Source organism: Citrobacter sp. Marseille-Q3906, assembly GCF_916618775.1.
In the GTDB taxonomy this organism is placed as follows: domain Bacteria; phylum Pseudomonadota; class Gammaproteobacteria; order Enterobacterales; family Enterobacteriaceae; genus Citrobacter; species Citrobacter murliniae.
Genome location: NZ_CAKAKA010000002.1, coordinates 1,091,014 through 1,104,221, shown reverse-complemented (window position 1 = coordinate 1,104,221; position 13,208 = coordinate 1,091,014). Strand labels below are relative to the sequence as shown.

Genomic DNA, 13,208 nt, shown 5'->3' with positions numbered 1-13,208 from the left:
GAAGAAACGCCGAAGCAAACCCGACGGCTAATTCAGATTAAGGTGGATGTCGGACAGAGTAACGCCTGGGGGCAAATCTGAGCAAGCAATGCCTGCTGATGGCTGATCACGAGCATACCTAATGGGCGGCGCTGGCATTCCTCAAGGAGCAACATCCATATATCTCTTTGAATGGAAGGATCGAGCTGGGCAGTGATTTCATCTGCGATCAGAAAACGCGTACGCGGATCGAGCGCACGGAGTATTGCAATACGGGCCAGTTCACCGCCTGAAAGCTGCCCGGGCCGGCGGGTTAGCCATTCAGGGTTGATATGCAGACGGGCAAGCATGTCAGCATCTGGCTGCCACGCATCTCGTACCGCATCACCGGTGCTTCGCCAGGGGTTAAAAGTTAGCTCAGGGTGTTGTGGGACAAGTTGCACCGGGCAATATTGATGAGTTGGCAACGGTGAATCATCCACCAGTACTTCGCCTGATGTCGGTTTTTGCCAGCCAGCGAGAACGCGTCCCAGCGTTGTTTTCCCAGTCCCGCTGGGCGCGCAAATTCCCATGCGTTCCCCGGCAACAAGCGAGAAGTTCAGGTTTTGCCACAGCACTTTCCCTCCCTGGCGAATCACAACATCACGACAGCACAGCATTCAGCTCTCCAAAAAGTTGATTTTGTTCAGGTAATGCTTGCCATTGTCGCTGCAAATGTTCACTAATATCCCCTCGCAGAAGCTGTTCCCGGCTCACGTTATCCGATACCCGCCCCTGATGCAGCGCGACAATCCGGTCGGCATGTCGCGCTGCCAGCGTAAGATCGTGTGTCACCCATAAAACGCCACGGCCTTGCTCGCAAAGACCACGCAACTGCTCAAGCAACTGATTCGCCAATGGGGCATCAAGCCAGGCGGTAATTTCGTCAGCAAGGATATAACGAGCCTGACTGAGCGACGCGTGACACGCCAGGACACGTTTCGCCATCCCGCCGGAAAGCTGGCGCGGAAATGCTTCCAGCACGCTTGACTCAAGTTCGCTACGCTGGAGCAAATGCTCTATTTCCTCCGTTTTCCATGCCTGACCGGAGAGCTGACTTACCCTTTTCAGATGTTTTTTAACAGTCAGCAGCGGATTAAGCGCCTGCACACCTTGTGGCACATAGCTGAAGGTATTACCGCGAAACGCCCGGATGTCATTGCGCTCCAGCTTCTTACCATCCAAAGTAATGGTCCCCTGAAAGCGCAAGTTTTCCGGCAAAAGATCAAGCAGGCATTGTAACAGCAGGCTCTTACCTTCTCCGCTTCCTCCGACTAACGCCACCATCTGACCTGGGGCAACATCAAAAGAGATATCTTGCAGCAGCGATGACCAATTTCTCGCGCCGTACCAGCGATAACGAGCCACCTCCAGCGAGGCCTGCTTCAAACTCAACATGCATTACCCCTTAGCCACAAACAATGCACTGCCCTGGCGAACTGGTCAAATAACATCACCAGGCTGAACAACATGAGCCCCGGAAACAACACCAACCACCAGTTACCATGACTGATAAACCGCAGGGCGTCCGCCAGCAACAAACCCAGTGAAGGTTCATGCGGTGCCAGCCCAAACCCAAGGAAGCTCAGCGCTGCGCTATGTAACACCGCATGAGGGAACATCAGCAGCGTGCCTGTCAGCCATTGAGGCAATAACGCCGGTAAATAGTGATGGCGCCAACAGTAAAAATGACCGTGTCCCAACCGCCAGGTCAGTGTCAGGTAGTCACTGTGTGCAACGCGTTCCGCTTCAGCACGCAGGATCAATGCCAGACGCGGCCAGTGGGTCAGCGCAACCGCCATAATCACCCCGCTTTTTCCACCGCTCAGCGTAAAACAAATCAGGATCAGCAACAGCAGATGCGGCATCGACAACATAGCATCGGTTATTAACCGCATAAGAACATCCAAACGCGGATGCAAACGCGAAACGGCAGCCATCAACAAGGCAATCAAACCGCTGCACAACGCTGCACCAATCCCAATTTGCAGGCTGGTTAACGCCCCCTGAAAACATCGAAGCCATAAATCACGCCCAAGATTATCCGTACCAAACCAGTGCAGCGCATCCGGAGGCAAGTGCCGGGCAAGAAGATTGACGTTTACTGGATTATCCAGCGAAACTGAGCCATACACGGCAATAAATAATAAACAGCCTACGGACAGCAAAAGACGAATTAACGTTGGTGTCGGGTTATAGAGCATCAGGACGCTCCAGAGCACGATTCAGAAAATGGACAAGCCAGGTTGAAACGGAGTTGCCGATGAACACCAGCACAGTACTAAACAAGACGATCCCCATTAGCAACGGCACATCACCACGTAATCCGGCATCAATCGTAGCCTGACCCAGTCCGGGATAAGCAAAGACTTTTTCAGCCAGCAATGCGCCGCCAAACAGTTCGCCGAGCGAAGCAAATTGCAGGCACAGCGCGGGCGTAATGGCATGACGCAGTACCTGGTGGCGTAAAAGCGACCATCCCCTGTCCCCCTGCGAACGGGCAAAACGGACAAACTCACTTTTCATCACGCTGGCGATACTTTCTCGCGTGTGGAGCGTAATCTGCCCCAGTCCCAGTAATCTGAGAGCACATACGGGAAGCACCAGATGACGAAGACGTTCAGCAAACGTCGCCATTTCACCATTATTGCCCGGCTCCCATGCGCAGCAGACGGGCAACACAGGCCAGTGCACCGCGAATACTGCCAGCAATAGCATGCCGATCCAAAAGGTCGGTAAGGAAGAAAGCAGATAACTGAGTCGGCAAATAGCTCGGTCTGGCCAGCGGTTCAGGAAACGTCCGGCGACAAATCCCATTGCTGTTCCCAGCAAACCTGACATCAACCATGCCCCGCCAAGCAGTGCAAAGGACGTCGTAAAACGCTCTTTGATCACGCTGGCTACCGGCGCATTAAACAACATGGAATAGCCGAGATCGCCCTGTAGCACGCGCAAAAACCAGTGTCCAAAGCGCTCCCACAGCGGCTGATCCAGCCCCCAGCGAGCGGCAATTCGCCCATATTGCTCGGGTGGAACGTGCAGGAGATCGTTGCCAATGTAGGCACGAATGGGATCGACCGGTGAAAAACTGAGTAAGATGAAGGTGCCAGCAGCTACCAGCACCAACAAAACGGCCAACCGAAGAACATACGCCAAAGCAAACTTCATTAACGGCAGGTCCAGGTCCATTCATCAAGATTATTGAGTAGTGACCAGCTACCGTGAATTTCCGGAGCACCAGAGCCTAAGTCAATGCACGGATTTGCCAGATAGGTGTGCTGAATATTTAGCAACCATGCCCATGCAGCATCGCCCTGTACGCCAGCGCCGTGTTTCCCATCCCACTCCACCTGTTGCCAGAAAGGTAACGCATGCTGCCAGTCCGGGGCATCAATGGCCTGTTTGAGATGTTGCTCCACTACAGGGTTACTGTAGTAACCGGGATTGTAATACTCCACACCCGCAGCCTGCCCGCTGTAATGATGGAAAAGCTCCATCGGATCCAGGCTCCCCCATCCAAATAGCGTCGGGTTAGCATGCATATTGCGCTCAACGGTTTCCCAACTTCCTGATTGCAGGGATACTGCAATACCGACAGGTTCCAGCATTGAACGAACGGCTTCAGCGAGATCCCGACGAGTACTGTCGCCACTCGTATACCATAAGGTCAGACGGGCTTCTTTGCCGTCTTTCACGCGCACACCATCTTTACCCACTTTCCAGCCGGACTCTTCCAGGATAGTCCGTGCTTTTTCACTGTCGCCATCTTTGAAAGTGACGGATTTGCTCTGCCATGGAAGCCCCTGAACCGCGCTAAAAGCAGGGATAGCGTGCCCTTCCATAACCTGATCAGCTAATTGCTGCCGATTGATGGCGTAGTTAATGGCCCGTCTGATAGCAACATCGGCCGTGATATCGTTACCGACAGGATAGCCATTGGCATCTTTTTTACCTGCCGGAACCATTGGGAACACAATTCCCCGGTTTTCTACACTGTTGCGAACCCAGAGTTTGAGATCCTTCTGCTGTGGTGCTACGGCCATCGATGGCGCTATACGTACCAGGCCCAGTTGACCACTACGCGCGGCTGCGTAAGCGTTGTCTTCATCTAGGAAAACAAATACCAGCCGATTAAAATCATTTTTCTTGCCAACATACCAGGGGTTAGCCTCCACGATCAGTTGCTGCCCCGGTTGAAAACTCACCAGCCGATACGGGCCTGCACCAATCGGATTTTTGGCGAATGTTTTTTCGTCATACAGTTTTGCCGGCACAATACCTAAAGAACCGAGTACGTTGACAAAGGTACTCTGCGGGCTACGAAGCGTAATTTCCACCGTGCGGCTGTCGAGAAGCCGGGCATGGGTGAAATTACCCATGTCAATTTTCCCACCGCTTTGAGCTGCTTTGTTATAGGTAAACACCACATCTTCAGCCGTTAGCGCTGAACCATCGGAGAATTTAAGATCAGGTTTTAGCGTTAACGTCCAGGTTTTACCATCGGCACTGGTCACCACTTTCTCTGCCAGCAGGTTACCCCAGCTCATATCTGCATTTTGTTTTAATAGTGGTGCATGCAGAAGAAGATAACTGCCGTGGCTCCAGCCCAGCATCGGGTCAAACCCTTCCGTTGGTTCGGATCCAATAGCCAGCTTTAATGTCTGACCGTCGACCGCCTTTTGCGCAGCGATAAGTGGTGAGGTAAATGCGAGAGTCAATGCGCACGTAAGCAGCGCCAGCTTGCCTTTAATCATTATCTTATCCAGATTTTGTGTTTTTTTATGCCACACAACAACCCGCTGTCGTTGGGCGACTTCCTGGGGAAAGGATTATGGCGGACAGTATCGACGAAAAAAATGATACAGCGCAGAAAAGTATGACGATTTTAAAAAAACATCATACGACTTTCTAATATTCAGCAAGCGACATGACATTCTTTGCTGAAAGCATGTTTTAACAACATCTGATTTATTCAATTCGATATTAAATGAATGTCAATAATTACAAAGATAACTACTGGCTGATTTTGTCGTCCTTTCTGACTCGAATTTATGACAATTTATGTATATTTATTCAAGAAAGACACCAGAAGTGACAATTTATGTAAATTAATAATGATAATTATTTGTATTATCATTACCATCATTTATCTTACTTCCTTCTAATTTTTAACAAAGGAAGTTTGACTATGCGTTTAAAGCCCGTTGCTTCTGTCGTTCTGTCCTGTATTGGATTCAGCTGTACTAATGCCTTCGCAGAAGACGTTATGGTCGTGACCGCTTCCGGTTACGAAAAAAAGATCACCAACGCTGCTGCCAGCGTTTCCGTTATTTCACAGCAAGAATTACAAACCAATAAATATAATGACTTAGGCGAAGCCCTGCGCTCAGTTGAAGGGGTAGATGTTGAAAGCAGTACCGGTAAAACCGGTGGTCTGGAGATTAGTATCCGTGGTATGCCCGCCAGCTATACCCTGATTTTGATAGACGGTATTCGTCAAAACGGAAGCAGCGACGTTACACCAAACGGCTTCTCTGCCATGAACACCAGCTTTATGCCGCCACTGGCGGCGATTGATCATATTGAAGTGATCCGCGGTCCCATGTCTACGCTTTACGGCTCTGACGCAATTGGTGGTGTTGTTAATATCATTACCAAAAAAAGCACCGATAAATGGAGTACTTCCATCAATACCGGCGTGAACCTGCAAGAAAGTAATAAATGGGGTAACAGCACTGTCGCCAACTTTTGGTCAAGCGGTCCTTTAATCGCAGGCGTCCTGGATATGCAGGTTCGCGGCAGTACGACTCAACGGCAAGGCTCAAGCATCACTTCCCTGAGCGATACATCTTCGACACGTGTGCCCTACCCAACTGAATCTGAAAACTACAATATCGGTACTCGACTGGACTGGAAAACCAGCGAAAACAATACACTCTGGATGGATCTCGACTCAGCCAGACAGCGTTACGATAACGTTGACGGACAGCTTGGTAGCCTGACCGGGGGTTATGACAAGACGCTGCGCTATGAGCGTAACAAAGTGACCCTCGGCCACGATACCGCATTAACATTCGGAACCTGGAAGTCATCCCTGGGCTGGAATGAAACCGAGAATAAAGGCCGACAACTGGTCTCTTCCGCGCTCACACCAGAAAATGCTGGCCGGGCCGGTGATGCCCGTGAACTGAAAAATACCAACGTCATTCTGGACTCTCTGCTGCTGACACCATTAGGTGATTCGCACCTCTTAACCCTCGGGGGAGAATACTGGGATGCGCGTATGAAAGACGGTGTTGTTTTGGCCAATACTGGCGAAACATTCCACCAGAAAACATGGGCTGCCTACGCTGAAGATGAGTGGCACATTCTCGACTCACTGGCATTAACCGCAGGGACACGCTACGAACATAACGATGTCTTTGGCGGTCATCTCAGCCCTCGCGCCTACCTGGTCTGGGATGTATCTGAAGAATGGACGTTGAAAGGCGGCGTCACGACAGGATATAAAGCCCCGTCACTCAGCCAATTACACAATGGTATCAGTGGTGTTACCGCCCAGGGAACCGTCAATACGGTCGGCAACCCGGACCTTAAGCCCGAAGAGAGCACCAGCTATGAAACCGGACTGTATTATGAAAACGATACGGGACTGAACGCCAACATTACCGGCTTCTATACCGAATATAAGAATAAAATTGTCTCGTACTCTATTGATGATTATACCAATAGCTACACCAACAGCGGCAAAGCAAGAACTGATGGTGTTGAATTCGCCAGCACCTTCCCTCTTTGGTCGGACGTGCTGAGTTTATCCCTCAACTACACCTACACTCAGAGCAAACAAAAAGATGGCGATAATAAAGGCGCGCCATTGAGCTATACACCTAAACATATGGCTAACGCACGTTTGAACTGGCAGGCTACGGAAGATATGAATGCCTGGCTGAGCGCACGTTATCGTGGTAAAGCCCCACGTTTTACCGAGAATTACGACAATCTCAGCGCGGTACAAAAGAAAGTATATGACGACAAAGGCGCTAATTTAAAAGCCTGGACCGTTCTGGACATGGGGCTGTCCTATAAACTGACCAAAGAACTGACGCTGAATACGGCAGTTAATAACGTACTGGATAAAGACTTTAGCGACGTCACACTGTATCAGGTAGGCCGCAATAGCACCTACGCGGGTGACTACTTCCAGACAGCGCAATCCACGACCGGCTATGTGATACCTGGCCGTAACTACTGGGTTTCATTGAACTATCAGTTCTAATTTTTCACAGTTTATCTTCCCGGGCTATTACTTATAGCCCGGACTCAACTGGAAAGTAATGTTAACTTAGCATAATACCGTATCAGATTTACGAGCCATCCGCGCTCACTAAGCAATTCATAAGAATATAACGAGCATCCTGCCGCTTATGTTGATCAATTAATGGCACAAGCCTTCTGAAATGTTCACTTGCACAGTGTTCGTCGAGTGCTGCATGGTCCGGCCATTCTTCGATAAAAATAAAGTGTCCCGGATCCTTTTCATCAATATACAAATCATAAGAAATGCAGAGAGTTTCTTTTTTCGTTGCCGATACCAGCTCACGATACAGAGGGATAACGATATCAACACACTCAACTTTTATGAAATCTTCGGCAATAACTTTTAACATTCGAACCTCCAGGCTAAATCTGACTACACACTATGTGTGAAAGAACCGTTTTAAACAAGATGGACTGACCTGGCGGTTGAACTGATAGGATAAAATTCACTGCAGTTTTTCATGGACAAAAAAGCATCACATCTTATGGATGATGATGCTTTTGATAATGTTGAATTGCTTTGGGGAACTAGATCAATTTAATCTTAATATCATAACTTTCAAGACCCGTCATTTTCTCACGAGCAATAAACTGAATGTCAGAAACTTCTTTTCCTGTCTTTTTTTTGAGCTCAGCTATTTTCTTTGTGATAAATTCAGATATATCTGTTTCAGTTTTACGTTTCAAATCTTCGACGTTCACTATGCACCTCTTCTGGTCTGTAACGGCATCAACGCGCCAGTAGGTATGATTCAGTATAACTATACTCTAAATAAATCGAGTTGCAGGAAGACAGCCAGCGAGACGATCTCGGGGACCTGACTCCGGTAAGTGATCCGGATGGACAAGCACAGCCAGCATATATGCAACCTGAAGTACGACGAGTATATGCAACCGTTGATATCTATAGACTATTCAGTAAGAAGATTCAATAACCACAGAGTTACTGTCTATTAGTTAGACAAAAATTGTTCATAGATGAAACAACAGCAGAAGAGTTTATACAACTTGGTAGTAAAAACGCCCGACAGCCATTACAACAACTTCGATGCAGCCTCAAGAATCTCATCAGAACTAACATCACGATCAGAGGCAACATAGACCACTTTATGATCTCCTGTTAGTGAAGGGAAGCCAGCTGACATCACGGTTAGGTGAGCTTTCTCACCATTTGGATACTCACGTAATATCGTGGTGATGCCTTCCATCAATGACACAGTAACCGCTGGTTCTGTGTTAAAAAAAACAATCACTTTTTTCATAACCGCACCATGATGCTCCTGACTGGAACACCTTTTAACAGGTTGAAAAAAAGGCCCCATAAAGGAGCCCAATAAAATTATTTCCTGAAATCCAATGGAGCCTGGCCGGAACGAATGTACAGTGCAATATTATCAAATGTAATCATTGTAGATTTGCAAAAAATACATTTTGCCCCGAAAGGATTTCTGTCAGTAACATCGAAAGTCGATGTTCTGTATTGAGAACCATGACAACATGGACACCGGAAGTGAATATGATTAGTAATAACAGTTACCTTAAAGTGTCACGACATTAACTGCCGATGGGCCTTTGGGTCCCTGTTCCACACCAAACTCGACTTCCTGATTTTCATTCAGAGTTTTAAAATCGGTTCCCTGAATGGCAGAAAAATGGACAAACACATCTTTACTACCGTCTTTAGGAGTAATGAATCCAAATCCTTTCTCAGGATTGAACCACTTAACTAAACCAGTCATTTTATTAGACATCACTATTACCTTTATGAGTAAGCCCTTAGGCAGAATGGTCCGAAAAAAATTTATCAGAAAAAACCAAAAGGATTCTTAAGAGGTGAAAGTGAAGAGAAATACTTCAATAACTACTTCAGATAATTTTGTATCAAACCGCACAACCATTAACGCATGGTTAACCAAACATCGCAAGCTTTAGTTTTATCCTGACTCATTACTTCTTCCAACACACAGAAGAACAAGTGAAGTTTCCCAATAAAAAGAAGATGAAATTTATTGTAAGCCACTGCAAATCATACAGTACATTTGGCTGATAATCTTATATCAAAATATTAAAGCCCTATTAGTGAAAGAAAGAAAATGCTGTCATCGATCAACGTCATTATCTGGGGGGATTTTGCGCCAAGGGTTCTCCGATGGCGCAGGAGGCTCAGGTTGTACAAACCGGAGATTGAAATCTTAAAGAATGATGAATCTGCGAGATAGCGGTTCTGAGTATAAAAATGGCTGTCTTACTTATACCAGCAGCGTCCACCATTATCTGCCTGACTCGCATCCGGCAGTTCCTCGCAATCAGGAAGAGTTACTCCGTGTCTCGTAACCATGCGATATCCATCGGAACTGGTGTAATCGTCGTTCTGATGTTCATGATGGTGATGTTCCTTACGCTCCTGGTCACGCTTTGCGTCAGCATAACGTTGTGCGAAGTCCGCAGAACAGCCAGACAATAAAGTTGTGAATACAATAAATGTGATTAACTTTTTCATGTGTTGTGTCTCTTTTATTATAAATTAGCGAACAACTACCGATGCAACAGCATCATCCTGTCCCCAAACCAGAGTCGCATAACGGTCATCCTTACGATATTTACTACCGTCCTGAGAGATACGTGTCCACCCATCAGACTCCATTACATCAACAGCTTCCCCACGAAAGGATCCCACAACCATCTGATTTAAATGCGCGCGGATTACATCCGGAGAATTATATCCTCCGTGACGACGAGCATTTCGCTCATTCTGCTCTGCAGTTTTGTGAATATTACAAGTGGTACCTGCATTCATTTCAGTACAACCGGAACGCTCAAGCTGAGCGCGGTATTGAGCATTAATAGCTAAAGCCGGTGATGTATGAATTACAGCAACAATAGCCACAGCAATTAACTTCTTCATAATATTACCTCTTAAATATTTTCAGCGGTATCAAAGCCCGCACGACATGCTTCAAGTTTTCTGTCAGCACAAACTATTTCATCTGATATTGGACGCCCTTTAATCCCGGCCCTTTCTCAATGGAAGCTCTTCATTCAGTAACCTGAAACACTCTGGCAATATAGACATTAACTCCGTAAAAAATAACAACTTCACAATGATAAACCGTATATTTTACTTTCATTCACAAGTCGAATTTAACATCTTAATAAATATAGACTTCTGACTCACGATGGAATCAATGTTGACATTTATTTGCATGACGGCAGATTACTAACGACAAAAACATGGCATTTAGTTTATCTTAAACATGCTATTAACACGCAAACCAAATGCATCTTTGCTGTATTAATAAATATCACCATGCATATCAGATATGCAAACAGTTTTTACAACCCACCCCTTAATGGGATTATTCTGACTGCGAGTATTGCGCATGAAATAATGTAGACATTCATTTGCAAAGCACCTGCTCTAAACATTGCCCGACACAGAACGTTGCAAAAATGTATAAGTTTATTAGTCAATATATAACAAAATATTGTAACCGAAGTTATTTCAATAATATTTCACATATAAAAGTTGGATGTTGATAAACTTATCATCGTGCAGGCCATAAACGATAAGGATAGACAGGCAAAAAAACGGGAACCGTTCGGTTCCCGTTCTCCCACAACCCAGAATCTGGATTACATGTTTTCGATGATCACGTCGCCAAACTCTGAACATTCCAGCGGGTTAGCACCGCCCATCAGACGTTCGAAATCATAACTTACGGTTTTGGCGTTGATTGCGTCTTCCATTAATGGAATTTCTTTTGGAAGATAGTAGTTTTTATCAATTTGTCATCATTAATATATCTGGCTAGATATGTTTTTCATACAAATTTATGAAATTAAAAAATCTGCCAGAATGACAGATTCCTTTAATTTATAATTAGAGATTTGCAACGTTATGGTATACTTTTTGTACATCATCGTCATCTTCAAGGGCATCAACAAGTCCTGCAAAGATTTCTAAATCTTCTGGTGAAAGCTCAACTTCTGATTGAGCAATCATTTCTAATTCTGTTGTTGAGAATTCAGTAATTCCAGCTGCTTTTAGAGCTGCAATTCCTTTGTGAAGATCTGTAGGTTCAGTATAAATAACGATGTTTCCTTCTTCTTCGGTTACATCACGAACATCAACTTCAGCATCAAGCAAAATTTCAAAAATATGGTCAGGGTCTGTGCCTTCAAATACAATCACGCCAGTATTGTCAAACATATAGCTGACAGCACCTGCCGCTCCGATATTCCCGCCTTTTTTATTGAAAATAGTGCGGACATTAGCAATCGTACGGTTAACATTTGATGTCAAGGTTTCAGCGATAATCATTGAACCATTTGGCCCAAAGCCTTCATAACGCCCTTGCACGAACGTTTCATCTCCGCCACCTTTGGCTTTATCAATTGCTTTATCAATAACATGTTTTGGAACTTGTGCTTGTTTTGCACGTTCAATAACGAATTTTAAAGATGAGTTTGATTCTGGATCTGGTTCGCCTTGTTTAGCAGCAGCATAGATTTCCACACCGAACTTTGCATATACTTTTGACGTTGCACCGTCTTTAGCCGTTTTTTTAGCAACAATATTGGCCCATTTACGTCCCACTGGAATGCTCTCCTCGACAATTTATTTACATTACTGGCAGGTTAATAACCTGCCAGTTTTTTCCGTCATATTATATCATAATATGTAAATACTCGTCTATGAGAAATAAAACATCCAAACTTTACGAAATGTTACTTTGATTTTATCAATAGCTAATATTGTAGATAAGCTACTTCCGAACTTCCTTCTGGTTCTTTTGTTTTTTCTTAATAATTGATCTGCAGCAATAATACATAAGGCAAGAGAAACAAAAGTGATAATCCAGACAAAAACACCTACTGTGTCGGAGAGATGCTATGTTCGTATACATATTTATGATGGCAAATTAGCATCCAAATCCACCTGGTTATAAAACTCCTGCTCCAGTTTCGTTTCCAGTATCGAACGAATCTCAAATGCCAGATTTTTATAAAAAACCGAAAACTCGTCATTTTTGCACAACAGAACAATTTTGCGACGCTCTTTACGTTTTTTGATCCGGATGATCTTTAGCGAGTCAGAAAAAGCTGGAATAGTAGTAATAAACAGCGGCGTAGTTAACGTCCACCCGTAACCACAGGCTATCAGTTTCAAAATCTCATCAGCATTGTCCATTTCAAACTGAATGGCAGGAGAAAAGTTTTGCCATTTTAGCCAGTTGAGTGTCTGGATTCCCGTTGGCGTATTTTGGGTATAAGCAATGTAGTTCCGCTGCTTACATAATTCTTCCAACTCTGTTTCCGGCCATGTTTTGGGACAAATACATAGAAACTCTTCCTCAATCAACGGGTACATTCTAACATTGGGCGGCATTTCAGTATGTAACATGGTTACAGCCAGATTAATATCCCCCTTATTAAGCGCCTGGAGCAATCCAGATGCTGTGCCTGTCACCTGAAAAATATGCTTCACCTGTGGTTGCAGAAACTTAAGGATATCCAGGCCAACGGTTTTACTAATTGAATCCACAAAACCAATTTTCAGATTCGAAATATGTCCGTCGCTTATTGCATTGATATGTTCTTGCAGGTGAACACCGTTATCAATAATTTTTTTTCCTAGCGGGTAGAGTGCTTGCCCGGCAATTGTCATCTGGATTGGTCGCTGTGAACGGTTGACCAGAGCAGTATTTAATCCTACCTCAAGGTTTGCAACCTGCTGCGAAATTGATGACTGAGTCACGTTGAGCTTCCTGGCTGCAGCTGTAAATGAGCCTGTGTCTATCACGGCTAAAAATGCCTGTAATTGCTTAAAATCGAAGTTAATATCCTTCATTCTCATCCCTTAGCATTACATT

15 protein-coding genes and 1 pseudogene are annotated in these 13,208 nt (G+C 45.4%); 1 reads left to right on the top strand and 15 read right to left on the bottom strand.

Annotated elements, in window-relative coordinates; genetic code table 11:
- Window positions 1-32: 32 nt before the first annotated feature.
- Genes LG384_RS09545 through LG384_RS09525 form a run of 5 tightly spaced genes read right to left on the bottom strand, consistent with a single transcriptional unit; the run spans window position 33 to window position 4,772 of the window.
- The gene (locus LG384_RS09545; protein WP_045441915.1) at window positions 33-638 is read right to left on the bottom strand and encodes an ATP-binding cassette domain-containing protein; all 606 of its coding nucleotides are present in this window, start codon (window positions 636-638) and stop codon (window positions 33-35) included.
- Window positions 622-1,416: an ATP-binding cassette domain-containing protein gene (locus LG384_RS09540; RefSeq protein WP_045441912.1), complete on the bottom strand. Its 795-nt coding sequence runs from the start codon at window positions 1,414-1,416 to the stop codon at window positions 622-624. Before LG384_RS09540 ends, LG384_RS09545 begins: the two co-directional genes overlap by 17 nt.
- Window positions 1,410-2,222, bottom strand: a complete 813-nt coding sequence (locus LG384_RS09535) for an ABC transporter permease (protein ID WP_200011542.1) — start codon at window positions 2,220-2,222, stop codon at window positions 1,410-1,412. Before LG384_RS09535 ends, LG384_RS09540 begins: the two co-directional genes overlap by 7 nt.
- Window positions 2,212-3,186, bottom strand: coding sequence for an ABC transporter permease (locus LG384_RS09530; protein WP_225760816.1), 975 nt, complete (start codon window positions 3,184-3,186; stop codon window positions 2,212-2,214). The genes LG384_RS09535 and LG384_RS09530 overlap by 11 nt, the downstream gene beginning before the upstream one ends.
- Window positions 3,186-4,772, bottom strand: coding sequence for an ABC transporter substrate-binding protein (locus tag LG384_RS09525; RefSeq protein WP_225760815.1), 1,587 nt, complete (start codon window positions 4,770-4,772; stop codon window positions 3,186-3,188). Before LG384_RS09525 ends, LG384_RS09530 begins: the two co-directional genes overlap by 1 nt.
- Window positions 4,773-5,206: 434 nt before the next feature.
- On the opposite strand from LG384_RS09525, the gene LG384_RS09520 reads away from it, so the two are divergent.
- Window positions 5,207-7,294, top strand: a complete 2,088-nt coding sequence (locus tag LG384_RS09520; RefSeq protein ID WP_048221626.1) for a TonB-dependent receptor — start codon at window positions 5,207-5,209, stop codon at window positions 7,292-7,294.
- An 88-nt stretch (window positions 7,295-7,382) separates the two neighbouring features.
- Here the strand turns inward: LG384_RS09520 and LG384_RS09515 are convergent, their stop codons facing one another.
- The 10 genes and pseudogenes from LG384_RS09515 to LG384_RS09475 form a co-directional block, all read right to left on the bottom strand.
- Window positions 7,383-7,685, bottom strand: a complete 303-nt coding sequence (locus LG384_RS09515; RefSeq protein ID WP_225760814.1) for a putative quinol monooxygenase — start codon at window positions 7,683-7,685, stop codon at window positions 7,383-7,385.
- 178 nt (window positions 7,686-7,863) lie between these two features.
- Entirely contained in the window at window positions 7,864-8,037 is a 174-nt protein-coding gene (locus LG384_RS09510; RefSeq protein WP_045441900.1) for a GnsA/GnsB family addiction module toxin, read from the bottom strand.
- A gap of 332 nt (window positions 8,038-8,369) precedes the next feature.
- Window positions 8,370-8,597 (bottom strand): hypothetical protein, encoded by a 228-nt coding sequence (locus LG384_RS09505; protein ID WP_045441897.1) that lies wholly within the window; start codon window positions 8,595-8,597, stop codon window positions 8,370-8,372.
- A gap of 77 nt (window positions 8,598-8,674) precedes the next feature.
- A complete protein-coding gene (locus LG384_RS09500) occupies window positions 8,675-8,863 on the bottom strand; it encodes a cold-shock protein (RefSeq protein WP_071829076.1) in 189 nt (62 codons plus the stop codon).
- A 10-nt stretch (window positions 8,864-8,873) separates the two neighbouring features.
- Window positions 8,874-9,086: a cold shock domain-containing protein gene (locus tag LG384_RS09495; protein WP_045441895.1), complete on the bottom strand. Its 213-nt coding sequence runs from the start codon at window positions 9,084-9,086 to the stop codon at window positions 8,874-8,876.
- A gap of 494 nt (window positions 9,087-9,580) precedes the next feature.
- Window positions 9,581-9,835 carry a membrane lipoprotein lipid attachment site-containing protein gene (locus LG384_RS09490; RefSeq protein WP_045441892.1) on the bottom strand — a complete coding sequence of 85 codons (255 nt, stop codon included), beginning with the start codon at window positions 9,833-9,835 and terminating at the stop codon, window positions 9,581-9,583.
- A 24-nt stretch (window positions 9,836-9,859) separates the two neighbouring features.
- Window positions 9,860-10,240, bottom strand: a complete 381-nt coding sequence (locus LG384_RS09485; protein ID WP_045441890.1) for a hypothetical protein — start codon at window positions 10,238-10,240, stop codon at window positions 9,860-9,862.
- A gap of 728 nt (window positions 10,241-10,968) precedes the next feature.
- Window positions 10,969-11,082 (bottom strand): annotated as a pseudogene (locus LG384_RS23365) (hypothetical protein); the annotation flags it as partial.
- Window positions 11,083-11,215: 133 nt separating this feature from the next.
- Entirely contained in the window at window positions 11,216-11,932 is a 717-nt protein-coding gene (locus tag LG384_RS09480) for a YebC/PmpR family DNA-binding transcriptional regulator (RefSeq protein ID WP_045441888.1), read from the bottom strand.
- Window positions 11,933-12,244: 312 nt separating this feature from the next.
- Window positions 12,245-13,186, bottom strand: a complete 942-nt coding sequence (locus tag LG384_RS09475; protein WP_045441878.1) for a LysR family transcriptional regulator — start codon at window positions 13,184-13,186, stop codon at window positions 12,245-12,247.
- Window positions 13,187-13,208 lie beyond the last annotated feature (22 nt).